Origin of the sequence: Lujinxingia vulgaris, from assembly GCF_007997005.1 — a bacterium.
GTDB lineage: Bacteria > Myxococcota_A > Bradymonadia > Bradymonadales > Bradymonadaceae > Lujinxingia.
In genome coordinates this window covers 25,364-41,277 of the sequence record NZ_VOSL01000139.1, presented here as the reverse complement: position 1 = coordinate 41,277, position 15,914 = coordinate 25,364, and the positions used below count along the sequence as shown (strand labels likewise).

15 protein-coding genes are annotated in these 15,914 nt (G+C 66.0%); 9 read left to right on the top strand and 6 right to left on the bottom strand.

Features of this window, described 5'->3' with window-relative positions; genetic code table 11:
• From FRC96_RS18880 to FRC96_RS18855, 6 genes are all read left to right on the top strand, one after another.
• On the top strand, positions 1-749 hold a 749-nt coding region (locus FRC96_RS18880; protein ID WP_146976830.1), incomplete at its 5' end, for a DnaJ C-terminal domain-containing protein.
• Complete coding sequence (locus FRC96_RS18875; RefSeq protein WP_230470450.1) at positions 733-1,944, top strand: ABC transporter substrate-binding protein; 1,212 nt, start codon at positions 733-735, stop codon at positions 1,942-1,944. The genes FRC96_RS18880 and FRC96_RS18875, both read left to right, overlap by 17 nt.
• 91 nt (positions 1,945-2,035) lie before the next feature.
• Complete coding sequence (locus tag FRC96_RS18870) at positions 2,036-2,935, top strand: site-2 protease family protein (protein ID WP_230470449.1); 900 nt, start codon at positions 2,036-2,038, stop codon at positions 2,933-2,935.
• Between the two features lie 2 nt (positions 2,936-2,937).
• Complete coding sequence (locus FRC96_RS18865; protein WP_146976825.1) at positions 2,938-3,753, top strand: hypothetical protein; 816 nt, start codon at positions 2,938-2,940, stop codon at positions 3,751-3,753.
• A gap of 75 nt (positions 3,754-3,828) precedes the next feature.
• Positions 3,829-4,833 (top strand): thiamine-phosphate kinase, encoded by a 1,005-nt coding sequence (thiL, locus tag FRC96_RS18860; RefSeq protein WP_146976824.1) that lies wholly within the window; start codon positions 3,829-3,831, stop codon positions 4,831-4,833.
• Positions 4,830-5,648 (top strand): methyltransferase domain-containing protein, encoded by an 819-nt coding sequence (locus tag FRC96_RS18855; protein WP_146976822.1) that lies wholly within the window; start codon positions 4,830-4,832, stop codon positions 5,646-5,648. The genes thiL and FRC96_RS18855 overlap by 4 nt, the downstream gene beginning before the upstream one ends.
• 4 nt (positions 5,649-5,652) lie before the next feature.
• Here FRC96_RS18855 and FRC96_RS22450 read toward each other — a convergent pair whose 3' ends face one another.
• Positions 5,653-5,817 (bottom strand): hypothetical protein, encoded by a 165-nt coding sequence (locus FRC96_RS22450; RefSeq protein WP_230470448.1) that lies wholly within the window; start codon positions 5,815-5,817, stop codon positions 5,653-5,655.
• A gap of 126 nt (positions 5,818-5,943) precedes the next feature.
• Here FRC96_RS22450 and FRC96_RS18850 point away from each other — a divergent pair, with 126 nt between their 5' ends.
• Complete coding sequence (locus FRC96_RS18850; RefSeq protein WP_146976820.1) at positions 5,944-7,212, top strand: GTPase family protein; 1,269 nt, start codon at positions 5,944-5,946, stop codon at positions 7,210-7,212.
• A 145-nt stretch (positions 7,213-7,357) separates the two neighbouring features.
• Here the strand turns inward: FRC96_RS18850 and FRC96_RS18845 are convergent, their stop codons facing one another.
• The 5 genes from FRC96_RS18845 to FRC96_RS18825 all read right to left on the bottom strand — a co-directional run bounded on the left by FRC96_RS18845 (position 7,358) and on the right by FRC96_RS18825 (position 12,869).
• Entirely contained in the window at positions 7,358-8,062 is a 705-nt protein-coding gene (locus FRC96_RS18845; protein WP_146976818.1) for a porin family protein, read from the bottom strand.
• 108 nt (positions 8,063-8,170) lie between these two features.
• On the bottom strand, positions 8,171-9,004 hold the full coding sequence (locus FRC96_RS18840) for an acetolactate decarboxylase (RefSeq protein ID WP_146976816.1): 834 nt from the start codon (positions 9,002-9,004) through the stop codon (positions 8,171-8,173).
• A gap of 152 nt (positions 9,005-9,156) precedes the next feature.
• On the bottom strand, positions 9,157-10,059 hold the full coding sequence (locus FRC96_RS18835; protein WP_146976814.1) for a dienelactone hydrolase family protein: 903 nt from the start codon (positions 10,057-10,059) through the stop codon (positions 9,157-9,159).
• A gap of 106 nt (positions 10,060-10,165) precedes the next feature.
• Positions 10,166-11,296, bottom strand: coding sequence for an NADH:flavin oxidoreductase (locus FRC96_RS18830; protein ID WP_146976812.1), 1,131 nt, complete (start codon positions 11,294-11,296; stop codon positions 10,166-10,168).
• 115 nt (positions 11,297-11,411) lie between these two features.
• A complete protein-coding gene (locus FRC96_RS18825; RefSeq protein WP_146976810.1) occupies positions 11,412-12,869 on the bottom strand; it encodes an NCS1 family nucleobase:cation symporter-1 in 1,458 nt (485 codons plus the stop codon).
• Positions 12,870-13,234: 365 nt separating this feature from the next.
• Between FRC96_RS18825 and FRC96_RS18820 the strand changes: the two genes are divergently transcribed.
• Together FRC96_RS18820 and preA are read left to right on the top strand one after the other, a co-directional pair.
• Positions 13,235-14,557, top strand: a complete 1,323-nt coding sequence (locus FRC96_RS18820; RefSeq protein WP_146976808.1) for an NAD(P)-dependent oxidoreductase — start codon at positions 13,235-13,237, stop codon at positions 14,555-14,557.
• Positions 14,557-15,840, top strand: coding sequence for an NAD-dependent dihydropyrimidine dehydrogenase subunit PreA (preA, locus tag FRC96_RS18815; RefSeq protein WP_146976806.1), 1,284 nt, complete (start codon positions 14,557-14,559; stop codon positions 15,838-15,840). Before FRC96_RS18820 ends, preA begins: the two co-directional genes overlap by 1 nt.
• Positions 15,841-15,914: the final 74 nt, after the last annotated feature.

Here is a 15,914-nt window from a genome sequence, read left to right as displayed (position 1 = left end):
CGCGGGCGCGGCGAGGCGCGGATGTGCGCGTGCGCCTGGACCTGAGCCTGGAGGAGGCCCACGCCGGAGGTCGGCGCGCGGTACGGGTGCCGCGGCGTCGCAGCTGTGCGCGCTGCGAGGGCAAAGGCGGTGAGCCCGGCACCCGCGTGCGCACCTGTGAGAGCTGTGAGGGCAGCGGTCAGGTGCGCTCCCAGCAGGGGTTCTTCTCGTTGATGCGCGAGTGCAAACGCTGCCAGGGGCGCGGACGGGTGGTGGAGACGCCCTGCCGCGTCTGCGGTGGCGAGGGCACCATTCAGAGCGCTGAGACTCTGGAGATGGTCGTGCCCGCGGGGGTGGACCAGGGGCAGACCTTGCGCTGGGAAGGAAAAGGCGAGCCCGGCGAACCGGGCGCGCGCCCGGGCGACCTGCTGGTGGAGGTGCATCTTCGGCCGCACCCGGTCTTTACGCGCGACGGGCTCGATGTGCATCGCGACCTGGAGGTGACCTACACCCAGGCCTCGCTCGGCGCGAAGATCGATGTGGCGACGCTGGAGGGGGAGGTGGTCATGAAGTTGCCTCCCGGCACCCAGGAGGGGCGTGTCTTGAGGTTGCGCGGCAAGGGGTTTGCCTCGCGCCAGGGCGAGACCCGGGGCGACATGTATGTGCGCGTGCGCGTGATCTCGCCGGAGGCCCAGGCCGACGCCGAGAGCGAGCGTCGCGGTGGGCTGCGCCAGGGGATACTCGGGAAGGTCCGTGATCTCTTTCGTTAAGAGGGCCGGCGCAGCGCTGTGGAGTGTGACGCTGATCGCGTTGTGCTGCGGTGTCGCCCATGCGCAGCAGGCCAGCGCTCCGACCGAGGCTCAGGTTGTGGCGGTGCTGCCGCAGTCCGGGGAGTTGGCCGGTGTGGGCGAGCAGCTTGTCGAAGTGATGAGGTGGGCTGCCGAAGATAGCGGCGCACACCTGATCATCGTCGACAGCGAGCTGGCCAACGACGCGCTGGCCCGGGCGTTGAGCGATGCGCTGAGTAACGAGGCCGTCGTGGGGATGGTGGGGCCGCTGCGGGCGAGCCGCGCGGGGCTGGTCGCAGCGGTGAGTGCTCAGGCGCGCGTCCCCGCGCTCCTCTTGAGCAGCGTGGAGGGTGTGGAAGCGAGATCGCCCTATGCCTTTCGCACGCGGCTGAGCGTGGGGGAGCAGGCCTCGTTTGCGGCGCGCTGGGCCCACGAGCGCTGGCCGAAGGCGCGGGTCGGGGTGATGGCGCCGCTGAGCGAGTACGGCGATGAGGCGGCGCGCGCATTTGTCAGCACCTGGTCCGAGCAGGGCGCGCGGGTGGTGGGGCTTGCGCGCTATCGAAGTGGGGAGACGCAATTTACCCCGGTGGTGGAGACGCTGCTCGGGGCGCGTGTGCGTCTGGAGCGAGGTCGGGAGGTTGCCGGGCGGCGCGCCGACCGCTGGGGGACGGTGCGCGTGGGAGCGCCGCGCCTGGACGGTCTCGACCTGCTGCTCCTCGCGGACTTCGACGATGCGGTCGCGCGGCAGGCTCCTTTCATCGTCCGGGAGGAGGCCTTGCAGCAGACCCAACTTCTGGGGCTGGCCGGCTGGCGCGGGCAGCGGCTGCAGCAGTCCGGCGAGGAGCTCGCCGGGGCCATCTTCTTCGACACCTTTGGGGGCATCGCGCAGGGTGGGGCGGCCGAAGGGTTTGTGCTGGCGTTTGAGGCTCGTTTCGTGCGTGCTCCCACCACGGTAGAGGCGGAAGTCTATGATCTTGTTTCGTTTTTGGCGTCGTCGCGTCGGGGCAGTGCGGCCTCGGTGCTAGGCTCGTCCGAGGGGTTTGAGGGGGTCACGGGCCGCTGGCGCTTCGATCGTCGTGGGGCACCTCTGCGCGTACCGCTGGCGCTCCGGGTGACCGAAGACGGACGATGGATCCCCCTGACCACCTCCAGCTCGGAGACACACGATGCGCTCTGAGAGCTCCGCCGAGCACGACAGCACACCCTGCGATTTGGCGTTGAGCCCCGCGGCCCACTCCACGGACGCGAGCGCTGGGGAGCGAGGCTCGATGCGCAACCAGCTCGCGCTGGCGATGCTCAGCCTGATCACCATGTTTTGCGCCGGTCTCTACGCGCAGGGGTTGAGCCCCTTCGACCTGAGCGCCTGGGGCTCCGCGGGCGCGAGCGTAGCCGCCGCATACGCCGGGGGCCTCTTTGCGATTGTGGGCGCGCATGAGATGGGACATTACCTCAGCGCGCGCCGCCGCGGCGTTCCGGCCAGTCGCCCCTACCTGCTGCCGGGCATCGGCCCTATCCCCGGGGCGGGCATGGTGCCCTTCTTCGGAACCTTTGGGGCCTTCATTCGACTTCAGTGGAGCCGGGTCAGCGCGAACGATTTGATGGCGGTCGCCGGCTGGGGGCCGGTCGCCGGGTTTGTTGTGACGGTGGGAGTGCTTGCCATCGGTGTTGGTCTCTCGGAGGTCGCCCCGCTGAGCGCCGGCGACGCCGAAGGGGTGATGCGTCTTGGCGATAGCCTGTTGATGCAGGCGATGATCGCCCTGCATCACGGCGCGATCCCCGCAGACCATGAGCTCTCCCTTCACCCCGTGGCGCTGGCCGGGTGGGTGGGCTGCCTTCTGACCTCGCTCAACCTCTTGCCCATCGGACAGCTCGACGGGGGGCATCTGGTCTACGCGGTGCTTGGTGAGCGTGCCCGGTGGGTCAGCTACGCGGGCTTTGCGCTTCTGGTGGCGATGGGACTTCTGCTCTTCCCGGGATGGTTGCTCTTTGCAGGGCTGCTCGCTGCGATGGGGCTCAGGCACCCGCCGATGTTGAGCGGCGAGCCGCTGCCGCTGGTCCGGGCATGGATGCTCGGGGCCGGAGCGCTGATGTTCGTTTTGACCTTTGCGCCGGCCCCGGTTGAGGTGGGCGGTCTTCTGGACGTGCTGGGTATCGTTGTCAGGGAGTAAGCGTGGAGATTCGTTGCGAAGCGTGCAAAGAGGTGGGACCGGCGGCCGAGGTTCGCGCCGGCGCCGAAGGGATGGAGCTTGTGTGCGCAAGCTGCGGCCATGCCAACCTGCTGAAGGTTGGGAGCGCAGCCGAGCCCCTGGCGGAAGATGCGCAGAGTCGCGACGGTGACGCCTCGTCGGCGCCGGGCCCCATCGCGCGCGCGGCCGCCGAGCGGGCTTCGACCACGGCGAGCGCCCCAAGGACTTCAGCGTCCGCGGCGCCCGGTGCGTCGCTCGCCGAGGGGGTTGTCGAGGCGGCGATGGCCCGGTTGATACCAGTCCCCGGTGCCGGGCCCCGATGCCCGAAGTGTGCGCACCTGGTCGACGGTGCGGATCACTGCGAGCGTTGCGGATTGAGCCTGGCTGAGGCCCATCGCTACGAACCGGGTCAGGCCCCCTGGGAGGCAGCCCCTGCAGGTAAAGACGACGCGTTTCTTCGTCTCAACGCCGCCTGGGCCCGCGCCGAAGACGGCGACGCGCAGGCCATGCAACGCTTCGCCAGGCTGGCGGTCGAAGAGGGGCTGGTCGAGGCCGGCATTCGTCGGGTGCGCTTTTATCTGGTGGAACACCCCGATGATGCCCGCGCGCTCGAGGCGCTTCGCCGCCTGGCCACCGCGCTGCAGGCGCGTGTGACCATCGCCGCCAGCCAGGCCGCGGCCAGCGCTGAGAGCTTTGGCAAAGACGTGCGACGGCTCCGCGGGCTCTTGATGACCATCACCCTGGCCCTGTGCAGCCTGATTTTACTTTTGTTATCCGCGGTCTTCTGGGATAAATGCTAAGCATTGTCTCATCGGCCTTTATGTTCGTCTGGCGCAACGTTTCGCACTCCTCGCACGCAGCCCGGGTCGCGCTCCATGACCACCGAATTTGAACTCATCGCCCGCATCGCCGAGCTTTTTGGTGCCCCGGAAGGGGTCGCCGTGGGGATCGGAGACGACGGCGCGGTGCTCGATCCGGGACGTTTCGACCTGGTGACGATGGATACGATGGTCGAGGGCGTGCACTTCGAGCGCGACTGGAGCAGCCCTCAAGACGTCGGGTGGAAGTTGCTGGCGAGCAACTTAAGTGACATCGCCGCAATGGGCGGCGGGCCCGGGGCCTTCTTTTTATCAATGGCGCTTCCCGCCGACCTCGACCCGCGCTGGCCGGAGGGCGTGCTTGAGGGCATCAAAGATGCGGCCGGCGCGCTGGTCCCGGAGAGCTTTGAGGTCTCCGCGGGCGGCGGAGATTTGAGCTCGACCCACGGCCCTATCGTCCTCACGATGACCCTGATGGGCGAGGCGTCTCCGGCTGGCCCGGTCCTTCGGCGGGGCGCGGTGCCCGGGGATCGTATCGTGCTTCTTGGCCAGACCGGCCTCGCGGCGGCCGGGCTCGCGATCCTTCGAGGGGATATCGAGGTGGAGTCCGGTCAGTTTGCCTGCGCGCTGAGGGCCCACCGCCGCCCCGGGGCTCAGGTGCGCGCCGGCGCCCTGCTGGGACTCTACGGCGTGCCCTCGGCCATGATCGACGTGAGTGACGGCCTGGTGCAGGATCTGGGGCATATCCTCAAAGCCAGCGAAGTCGGCGCTCGCCTGGAAGCCTACAGCCTGCCGCATCATCCCGAGCTTGTGATGCTGCGGGAGGAGTACGACCTCGACATCCTCACGATGATGCTCACCGGCGGCGACGATTACGAGCTGCTCATGACGATCCCGCCGGCGCGCATGCCCAAGATCTGGGACATGGCCAGGCGCCACAGCTGGGATGTGCATGACATCGGCGAGGTGCGTTCGCCGGATGAAGGCATGGTGGTGCTGGGGCCGGATGGAGAGCCCGTGGCGTTTGAAAAGGGCGGCTATCGCCACTTCGAGGCGCTATGAGTCAGTCTCTGGAGAGCCCGGTGGTGCGTGCTCACCGTGAGGGGGTGGAGCGTCTCTGGACCCGGCCGTTGCTCGACGCCTGCGCCGAGCTTTTGCCCCGGGTGGAGGGCAAGACCGCCCTCTCGGCGGAGTCGCGCTGTGGCGCGGTCGTCACGCAGTGGATCGAAGACCTTCCGGAAGAGACGCGCGTGATGGCGCTCGATTCCAACGCCTCCATGCTGGACTGCGCGCGCGAGCGGGTCAGTGAGGCGCAGCAGCGCCGCATCTTTTTTGTGCAGCAACGCGTCAATGCGCTCTCCTACGCCGATGAGGTCTTTGAAGCGTCGGTCTGCCTGCACGGGCTGGTGAGCCGCCGCCAGCTCGACGAGGGGCTCGGGGAGCTCGCGCGTGTCACCGCGAGCGGTGGGCAGGTGATGGCGGCGCTCCCCACCTCGACGAGTTTTGAGGCGTTTTATGATCTTCTCGATGAGGCGCTGCGCGCCCAGGGGTTGCATGAAGCGCTGGAGCGTCTGGGCGAGCTGAAAGAACGCACCCTGGTGGACGCCGCGGCGGCGGTAAGGAGCGCCCGCAGTGTCGGGTTGCACGATCTGGTCGTGGAGCGAGTTCGATGGGACCTCTCCTTTGGCAGCGGGGGCGATTTTCTTCAGTCGCCGCTTATCCAGGAGACGTTTTTCCCGCACTGGTCGGGGGCGATTCGCGGCTCGGAGCGCGAAGCGGTGCTCGGTTACATCGCCCGGGCCATCGACACCTACTGGCGGGATCGAACGTTTGACACGCACGTTGAGGCTGGGCTGGTGATCGGACGTCGCCTCTGAGCGCTCAGTCGTGAAAGGGGGGAAGGTCGCGAAGCTCCGGATCGATCGCCTCCCGCGGATCCTCGTCGGACTGCTCGTGCTTCTCTTTGGTCAGCACGGCGACAAATCCCAGCGCCAGCAGGATCACGGGGATGGCGATAAAGAGCACTGTGGCGATGTTCACTTCCATAACATCCTCGGGTGCGGCCGAAATCAAGAGGGTCCTCGCCTCATACGCGATGCATTTCGAGGCTGCCCCTGAATGTAAGCACCGCTGCGCTGGCAGGGTGATAAGTTGGTTTCAAAGGAGGCTGAGATGACGTTGCGCGAAGAGCTCAAAGAGCAGGTCGTGCGCATCGAAGAGATGCTTGAGAAGGTGCCCGAACCTATGGCGCGTAAGCTGCGCGAGCACCTCGGGGAACTGCGTGAACTTCTGCTGGAGCAGCGCCCGCCGCGTTTTGTGCTGGTGGGCAGGCGGGGGGCGGGGAAGTCGTCGCTGGTCAACGCGATCTTCGGGGAGCCCGTCGCCGAGGTGGGCCACGAGAAGGCCACGACCGCCCGGGGGACCTGGTGGGGCTATGAGGGGGCGCTGGGAACCCTGGAGATGCTCGATACCCGCGGCTTGCAGGAGGGCAGCGCGCCGGACGAGGCCCGCGCCGAGGAGAGCGCTCAGCAGAGCATCGCACGCGCGATCGAAGAGAAGGCGCCCGACGCGCTGCTCTTTCTCATCAAGGCCAAGGAGGTCGACGCCGCGGTCGATGGTGACCTCGACGGTCTCGAAACGGTCAGTCAGCAGGTGCGCGAGCTCTACGGCTACCGCGTGCCCCTGGTGGCCGTGATCACCCATTGCGATGAGCTGGAGCCCAAGAACGTCCGTCTGCACGAGCCGGAAGAGGAGGACTCCGAAGAGCTTCAGGAGAAGCTCGCGCGTGTGAGGCGTGTGGAGCAGGACCTGGCGCAGAAGATCCGCGGTCGCGCCGCGTTGCGCGACCAGCTGGTGGGGGTGCATGGCGTCTCGGCCTACCAGTCCTGGCGCCGCGACGGCACGCGCCGTGCCGATGAGCGCTGGCGGGTTGAGGAGTTACTTGATTTTTTACTCGATGAGCTGCCCGAGCAGGCCCGGGTGGAGTTCGTGCGGCTCAGTCAGGTTCGAGGGTTGCAGCACCGCATGGCGGATCGTCTGACCACGGTGGTCTCCGGGATCACCGCCGGGGTCGCGCTCACGCCGCTTCCCCTGGCGGATATCGGGCCGATCACCTCGCTGCAGGTCAGCCTGGTGGTGGGCATCGGGTATGTGGCCGGGCGCCGCCTGGAGCTTCGCACCGCGGGGGAGTTCCTCGGCGCGCTGGGAGCCAATGTGGGCGCAGCGATGGCCTTTCGCGAGGTCGCTCGCGGCCTGGTCAAGGTGCTCCCAGGTTTTGGCAGCGCGGTCTCGGCGGCGGTGGCGTTCGCCGGCACCCGAGGGGTAGGGCGAGCCTCGGCAGCGTATTTTATCGACGGGGTGAGCACCGAGCAGGCGCGCAAGCTCTTTAAGAAAGCGCGCCGCGATGCCGAAGCCGAGTATGAAAGTGAGCACGGCGAATAAAGCCCCTGCCGGCGCGATAAAACCAGGGGCGTCAGCCGAGGCAACCCGGCAAGCTAGTGCGCGATCGCCGAGTCATCATGCGGGTGATCGAGGGGCCCTTGCCGAAGATCGCCTGAGGCGAAACGGGCGTCTGAAGAAGCGGGCGTCAGAAGAAGTAGCGGAGCCCGGCGCTGGTGCCCACATGCGTGGTGGTCACCCGCAGGGAGTCGTCGCGGGTTGAGAGGCGCTCGCGCCCCCAGAGCCAGGTCATGTCGACGCCGAAGCGTACCTGCAGCCCTTCGCTGACGCGGTAGCCGACACCGAGCCCGGTGGAGGTGATCAGCCCCAGGGTGCGCGTGCGTTCTTCGGCGCGACGTTGTTGGTCGCCCTCAATCACGGTGATGTCGCGGGTGCTGCCCCCGAAATAGGGGCCCAGCGAGACCTGCACGTGGGTGGAGAAACGATCGGTCATCGGGAGGTGGTAGCGTGCCATCGGCTGGATGGTCATCGCTGTCTCGGTCGCGGCGGCTTCGTCGTCGCGGTTGAGGCGACGGACGAGCAGACCAATGTTGGCGCCGACTTCCAGCCGTTTCACCACCATCACTCCTACCGAGCCATCGGCGCGAAGAAAGAGCGTCGCGTCGCTCGCCACGCGGCCTGAGGGGAGCTCGTTGGAGGCGCTGGTGCGCGCAAAGCTCGCTTCGATGCCCACGTTCCACCGGCCAGTGCGAAAGGCCGAATCAAGTCGATCGCGCTCTGAAAAATCGCCTGCTTCAAAGGGGTTTTGCTGCTGGGCGGCGGCCGGACGTGCCGAAAGCAGGATGGTGAGCGTGGCGAGTGAAACGAGACGGCCGAGATGCTTCATCATCATGCGTGATCTCCATGTCGTTAAGTGACACAAAAAAGAGGCGCGGCGACAAGGTTGCCGCGCCTCGGCACATCATGACCGGTGGCGCCTCGTCGTGCTACTTCGAGCGTATCAGGGCGTCGCCGGGACCATCAGGCGTGCGCCCTCGGAGAGGGTGAAGGTGTCCAGGTGCCCGCCGGGGCCTGCAGCGAGCACCACGTGGGCGTGCATCGGGGTGGTATGGTCGACGATCACCCCGGTGTGCTCGGTGGTGTAGATGCCCACGACGGTCACCTCCACGCCGCTGTGCTCGAACTGATGGCTGAGCTCTTTGCGCTCTTCGCAGTTGGCGGCGCCGCCCTCGGGGAAGCGGGTCGCGTCGACGACGTGCCAGTTGACGTTGGCCGCCGGATCCATCACGCGGAAGGGGACCGGCTGGCCCGGGGCGTTCTCGTTGCGCCAGGTCTCCAGCGCGTTGACCAGCGCGTCGCGGTCGGTGCCTTCGCTCAACTCCAGCTCTTGCCAGGCGTCGACCTGCGCGCCGAAGAGCAGCGTGGCGTCGAGATCACCGATATCCTCGGCGTTTGTGTAGTGGTCAAAGCCGACCTCGTCGCCGCCGGAGCGGGCCACGTAGATGTTCTCGTCCAACACGGTGATCTCACCGAGCAGGCCGCCTACGGCGCCGACGCCGTGGTTCATCGTCGAAAGCGCCTCGGCGACCTTGACCGTGGCGCTGAGGTCTTTGTCCAGGTTGACGCGTTGCATCGCGCCGTGGATCTGCAGCTCGGCCCAGGCCGGTGTTTCGGCGGCGAGCTCTTCCGCTGCACCTTCGGAGGGCGGGGCGTTGTCCAGGGGGCTCTCCTCGGTGGCCGTGGCGTTTTGCGAGGTTTCGGTCTCGCGGGTCTCCTTCTCGCAGGCGAACATCGAGAGAAGAAGCAGGCAGATCAGGATCTTGAGTCGGTTCATGGTCACATCGAAGGCATGAGGTTACGGGGAGGGATTCTGCTGCGGAGTATGCGCGGCGCCCCCGACGATGACAACCCCGGCCCCTCAAGCCTCTGCGATGATGTGCTGCCGGCGCGCAGCGTGTGTTGCGCGCCGGAGTGCTAGCGATGAGATCAGTTGCTCAGATGTTCGTTGAGAAAGGCCAGGGTCAGCTCCCAGGCTTTCTCGGCGCTCTCAGCGTCGTAGTTGTTGCCCGAGGGGTTGGCGAAGGCGTGGTCGACGCCGGGGAAGACGTGGAGGTCGAGCTCACGGTCGGCCTCGTCCATCGCAGACTCAAAGCCGCGCACAAGCTCCATGGGGATGCCGCCGTCTTCTTCGGCGAAGATGCCCAGCACCGGGGCCTCAATCGGCGCCACCATGTTGGCCTCGGTAGGAACCCAGCCGTAGTAGACGACCGCCGCGTCGACCTGGTCGCCCAGGGCGGCCGCCGCGTTGAATGCCTGGCCGCCACCGAAGCACCACCCAAGGGTGGCGATGGAGGTGATGTTGAGCTCGTCGCGAAGGAAGTCGACGGCGCTGGTCATATTGGCGATCAGCGCATCCTGATTGGCGCTGGCGCTCTCCATCAAGGCTTTGGCCTCATCGGGGGTCTGTGCGGCCTGCCCGTTATAAAGATCGACGGCGAGCACCGCGTAGCCCTCACTGGCGAGCTGCTCGGCCATCGCGCGGATGTTGTCGTTGAGTCCCCACCACTCATGCACGATGACCACCCCGGAGATGGGCTCCAGATCTTCGGGGGTGGCCAGGTAGCCCTCCACCGGGCCATCGAGTCCCTGATGGTAGGCGATCTCGGTGGCCTCAACGCCCTCGACGTGGCGAGGGCGGTTGGGATCCGAGGCCGTCGGGGCGTCGTCATGGTGCTCGTGCGCCATAGCCTCGGTGTACTCGGTCGACTTCGACTGCTCGGCGGCCGGAGCTTCCGTGGGCTCCTCATCAGGGGTTGAAGACGAGGAGGAACATGCCAGGGTCGACGTCAGGGCAAAGCAGGTGATCAGCAACATCATACGACGCTTCATGCAGTACTCCTTCGGGTGAACAACAGGGTTAATCAAACGACCTGCCGGGCAAATTGAACACCGTCACGAAGAAGTCACATCCCGATGTAATATCAAGCGAGTCGTGTCAGCTCACGAAGCCTTTCCAGTTGCGCATGTAGTTGACAAAGACCGGGCCCAGGGCGCGATCACGCAGCTCTTCAGGGCTTAGCGGCGGGCGGCGCGGCTCAAAGTCTGGCTGGCGCGCCTGGCGCGGCCAGTCCGGGTTGGCGATGGCCGAGCGGCCCAGAGCGATGGCATCGGCGCCGCGCTCCAGTGTGACCAGCGCGTCGTCCAGGCTCCAGATATGGCCGGCGGTGATCAGCGGGATGTCACCGGGAAGCGCTTCGCGAAAGAGGGTGAGGGGGTGGGTGTCGGGGTACTTTTTGGAGGGCTGAAAGACGTCCCAGAGCGAGATGTGAATAAATTGTGCGCCGTCGTCGACGAGCCAGCGGGCGGTCTGGATCGACTCGTCGATATCGATGCCGATGGTCGAACCGAAGTCTTCCGGCGAGAGGCGCACACCGATGATGAAGTCATCGGGAACTTGAGCGCGGCAGGCCTGCATTACCTCGCGGATCAGTCGTGAGCGCCCCTGCAGCGAGCCGCCCCAGCGGTCGGTGCGCGCGTTTCGGGTGTGGCTCAAAAACTGACAGAGCAGGTAGCCGTGAGCGCCGTGAAGCTCCACGCCGTCGGCGCCGGCCTCGAAGGCGCGGCGGGTGGCCTGAGCGAAGTCGTCGATCACCCGGGCGATGTCCTCTTCGGTGGCGGCGCGCACGTCGCGCTCGGCGTGCGCGCTGGCCGACCAGGCCTGCTGGCCGGAGGCCTCGGTGTTGGCGCGCTCGCCGGCGTGGAAGATCTGGGGGATGAGCAGCGCGTCGTGGGCATGCACCGCATCGGCCACGCGCTTCCAATCCCCGATGAGGCGGTCGTCAAAGATGCCAAACTCCCCGGGCCACCCCTGGCCGTCGAGCGCGACGTGGGTGGCACAGGATTCGATGACGGAGAAGCCGCCGGCGGCGCGAGCTTCGAGAAAGCCCAGCTCATCGTCGGAGAGGGAGCCGTCGTCGTGGCTGGACTGGTTGGTCAGCGGTGCGAGCCACAGGCGGTTCTGCGCCTGGCGCCCGCCCCGAAAGCGCAGTGGCGAGAAGATGCGCTCGCGTGTCGCGTCAGAGATGTTAGGGGCGGGCAGTGGGTTCGGCAGGGTATGCGTGCTCATGAAAACTCCATACATCGTGCGGTCGATCGCGTGGCGAGTCGTTCTGAGGGTTGCCTCAATGTCAGCCTCAACGAGCGGACGCGCGAAGTTAGTCCTGCCGAACGCGCGTCGTGCCTCAACTCGGCGCTGCAGACCCGCGTCGCATCAGGAGCAGGTAGATCGCGCTGGCCAGCCCGAAGCTCACAAACCAGGCGTAGGTGTAGAGCGTCATGAAGATCGCCGGCACGGCCGAGGCCTCGATGATGCCAGCGGTGCCCAGAAAGCCTGGGACGCAGGGCAGGATGCCGCAGGCCAGCGCGATCATCGCCGCCGGGTTGTAGCCGCCGCGATACCAGTAGGCACCCCGGGGCTGGTAGAGCGCGTTGATGTCGAGCTCGGTTTTGCGCACCACGAAGTAGTCGATGATGATCACCCCGCCGATGGCACCGAGCAACGCCGAGTAGCCCACCAGCCACACAAAGACGTAGTTTCCGGCGCTCTCCAGGAGCTTCCAGGGAAAAATCGCCATGCCCAGCCCGGCGGTCACCATGCCGCCCAGGCGAAAGGAGAAGCGCTGGGGGCGCAGGTTGATCACGGCGTTGGCCGGGCTGACCACGTTGGCGGCGATGTTGGTCGAGAGGGTGGCCAGCGTCAGGGCAATCAGCGCGACGACAATCGAAAGTCCACCTCCCATGCGGCCCAGAAGCACGGTCGGATCGAAGATCGCCTCCCCGTAAATCACCACGGTGGCCGAGGTGACGGCCACGCCGATAAACGAGAAGAGGGTCATAAACGTCGGGAGGCCGATGGCCTGACCCAGCATCTGATCGCGCTGCGACCTGGCGTAGCGGGTAAAGTCGGGGATGTTCAGCGAGAGCGTCGCCCAGAATCCCACCATCGCGGTCAACGAGGGAAAGAAGACCGAAAAGAACTGCCCCTCTTTCGGCTGGCCCGGGCCAAACTGCGAGGGGGCGGAGAGCATGGGGCCAAACCCTTCGGCTTTGACATAGGCCCAGCCGAGCAGCATGAGCCCCATCACCACCAGAAAGGGAGCAGCCCAGGTCTCGAGCACGCGGATCGACTCAATGCCGCGCCAGATCACAATGACCTGCAGAAGCCAGAAGGCCATAAAACACGCAAACTGCAGCCCGTTGATCCCCAGCACCGGCAGCGCCTCACCGCCGCCCCAGCCGAAGACCACGTCGAGCAACTGGTAGACGGCGGCGCCTCCGATCCAGGTCTGAATACCGAACCACCCGCAGGCCACAAGCCCGCGCATCACCGCGGCGATGTTGGCCCCGTAGATGCCAAAACTCGCGCGCGAGAGCACCGGGAAGGGGATGCCGTATTTGGTGCCCGGGTGACCGTTGAGGAGCATCGGGACCAGCACGATGAGGTTCCCCAGCGAGACGGTGAGCACGGCCTGCCACCAGTTCATGCCGTTCTGCACCAGTCCGCCGGCGAGCATGTAGGTGGGCACGCAGACGACCATGCCGATCCAGAGGGCGGCCATGTTGAGCACCGACCAGGTGCGACCCTCGGGGGGCGTCGGCGCGATGTCCTCATTGATGAGTGTGGGATCAGGTGCGAACATGGGCGCTCCGGGTGGGGCCCGCCGAGAGCGCCGAGCCGAGTTTGACAGTGTGAGAGGCCTCGGATTAGGTTAGGCCCCTTGCACAACACCAACGGAAGTTTTTGCTCTGTACGATGTACGCGACGTCGATCTCGCGCGACCGCATTTGGCGATCGACGTTGGCGCCTGAGCCATTCACCGATCCGCGAAGGATCTCATGCGTGGCCGACTTCCGATGGGCTTGCGATGTTTTAAGAACGCGTCAGGCTAACGCTGCGCTGCGGTATTTAGCAAGGCGTCGCCAATTGAAGGTGGACTGCGCCTGGCGAGTACGTGATGGCCGCGGGCAAAGTCTTCAAGAACCCCCAGACGACGAGGCAACGACGATGACTGACGGAAGCGGGCTGAGTACATCGCCCTTCGCGGACTACAAGCCCCCGATGGACCGCGGCGCGGCGATGGTGGAGGCCAACCGCTGTCTCAACTGCTACGACGCGCCCTGCATCCGGGAGTGCCCCACCGGCATCGACATCCCGGGGTTCATTAAGAAGATCGCCAGCGACAACATGCGCGGGTCTGCGCGTGTGATTCTGGAGGCCAACATCCTCGGGGCCTCCTGCGCCCGGGTCTGCCCGACCGAAGAGCTCTGCGAAGGGGCGTGTGTGCTGCACGACCTTCACGAAGAGCCGATTCAGATCGGCAGGTTGCAGCGCTACGCCACCGACCCGGTGGTGCTGGGCGACAAGGCGCTCTTTAAGGCCGCGCCGTCCAACGGTCGTAAAGTGGCGTGCATTGGCGCTGGTCCGGCCAGCCTGGGGTGCGCGGCCGAGCTTGCGCAGCACGGCTATGAGGTCGTGATCTTTGAGAAGGCCGAGCAGCCCGGTGGGCTCAACACCTTCGGGATCGCCGACTACAAGATGGACTACGCCACCGCCCTGGCTGAGATTGAATGGGTCAAGCAGCTCGGCGTGACCATTCGATGCAACACCGAGGTGGGGCGCGACGTTGAGCTCGCCACGCTCTTCAACGACTACGACGCCGTCTTTATGGGGGTGGGCCTCGGCGGTGTGTCGCCGGTGGGCATCCCCGGCGAAGATCTTGAGGGCAGCGAGGACGCGCTCGACTTTATCGCCGAGCTCAAGACACGTCCCAAGGATGAGGTCTCGCTCAAAGGTAAGAGCGTGGCCGTGATCGGCGGGGGCAACACGGCGATCGACGCGGTCACGCAGGCCAGCCGTCTGGGGGCTGAGAAGGTCTACATGGTCTACCGCCGCACACGAGAGCGCATGGGCGCCTACGCCCATGAGCAGGAGCTCGCGCGTAAGGACGGCGGCATCTTCGTGTTGGAGTCGATGCCCGTGGAGATCCTTGGCGAGTATGGTCGCGTCATCGGCTTAAAATGCCAGAAGACGCGCAGTGACGCCGAGGGCCGGCTGGAGCCGGTCCCCGGCAGCGAGTTTGTGCTCGACGTCGATCGGGTCTTTCGTGCCACCGGCCAGGCCAAGCGCGTCGGCTTCTTTGAGACCATTGATGGGCTGGAGTTTGACGCGCGCGGCAAAGTAATCGCCGACGAGCACGGACGCACCAGCGTCAAAGGACTGTGGACCGGCGGGGACTGTGTCAGCGGCGGCAAAGAAGTCGTCAACGCTGTGGCCGAAGGAAAGCGCGCCGCATTGAGCATCCACCAAACCCTTGAAGGAGCCGAGTGATGGCCGATCTGAGCTGCAATATCGCGGGCATTAAGTCGCCCAACCCTTTCTGGTTGGCCTCGGCGCCGCCCACCAATACCGGCTACCAGGTGGCCAACGCCTTTGAGGCGGGGTGGGGCGGGGCGGTCTGGAAGACCCTGGGACAGCCCATCGTCAACACCTGGTCGCGCTACGGGGCGATGGACCTCAACGGCCAGAAGATCGTCGGGCTCAACAACATTGAACTCATCACCGATCGGCCGTTGGAGGTGAACCTCAAAGAGATCTACGAGGTGAAGAAGCGCTTCCCGAACAACGCCATCATCGTCAGCCTGATGGTGGAGTCGAAGCGGGAGGCCTGGCACGAGATCGTCAAGAAGGCGGAAGACGCCGGCGCCGACGGCCTGGAGTTGAACTTCGGTTGCCCGCACGGGATGTCGGAGCGAGGCATGGGCGCGGCGGTGGGGCAGGTACCCGAGTACTGCCAGCAGATCACCGAGTGGGTCAAAGAAGTGGCGAATGTCCCGGTGCTTGTGAAGCTGACGCCCAACGTCACCGATATTCGCTATCCGGCGCGCGCGGCAAAGGCCGCCGGTGCGGACGGGGTCAGCCTGATCAACACCATCAACAGCGTAATCGGGCTCGACATCGATTCGCTCGCGCCTCGACCCACGGTCAACGGGTGGTCGTCTCACGGCGGGTATTGTGGGCCGGCGGTCAAGCCCATCGCGCTCAACATGCTCTCTCAGATCGCCACCGATCCGGAGACTCTGGGCCTGCCCATCAGCGGAATTGGTGGGGTGAGCACCTGGAAGGATGCCGTGGAGTTCATCGCGCTTGGCGCGACGTCTGTGCAGGTCTGCACGGCGGTGATGCACTACGGCTTCCGCATCATCGAAGACCTCTGTGACGGCCTCTCTAACTACCTGGATGAGCGTTCGATGACGCTGCAGGAGCTGCAGGGCATCAGCCTGGAGCGCATTCACGACTGGAAAGAGCTCGATCTGAATTACGTGGTCAACGCGCGCATCGACCAGGAGAAGTGCATCGGCTGTGGGCTCTGCTACACGGCGTGCGAGGATGGCGCGCACCAGGCGATCTTCTCGGAGCGTCGCGACGACGGCCGCACCTTCGTTGAGGTCAAGCCCGACGCCTGCGTGGGTTGCAACCTCTGCAGCCTTGTCTGCCCGGTCGATGGATGCATTGAGATGGTTCAGATTCCCAACGACTTCGAGCCCTGCAGCTGGGAAGAGTACTCCTCTGGCGAGGGCGTGCTCGCCCCCCGACCGACCTACGAGCGTTAATCCGGCTCCCTGCTCATCGCCCGACCTTCGCGTCCATGGGACCGAACGCGGGCGATAAGGCGGTCGCCAACCCT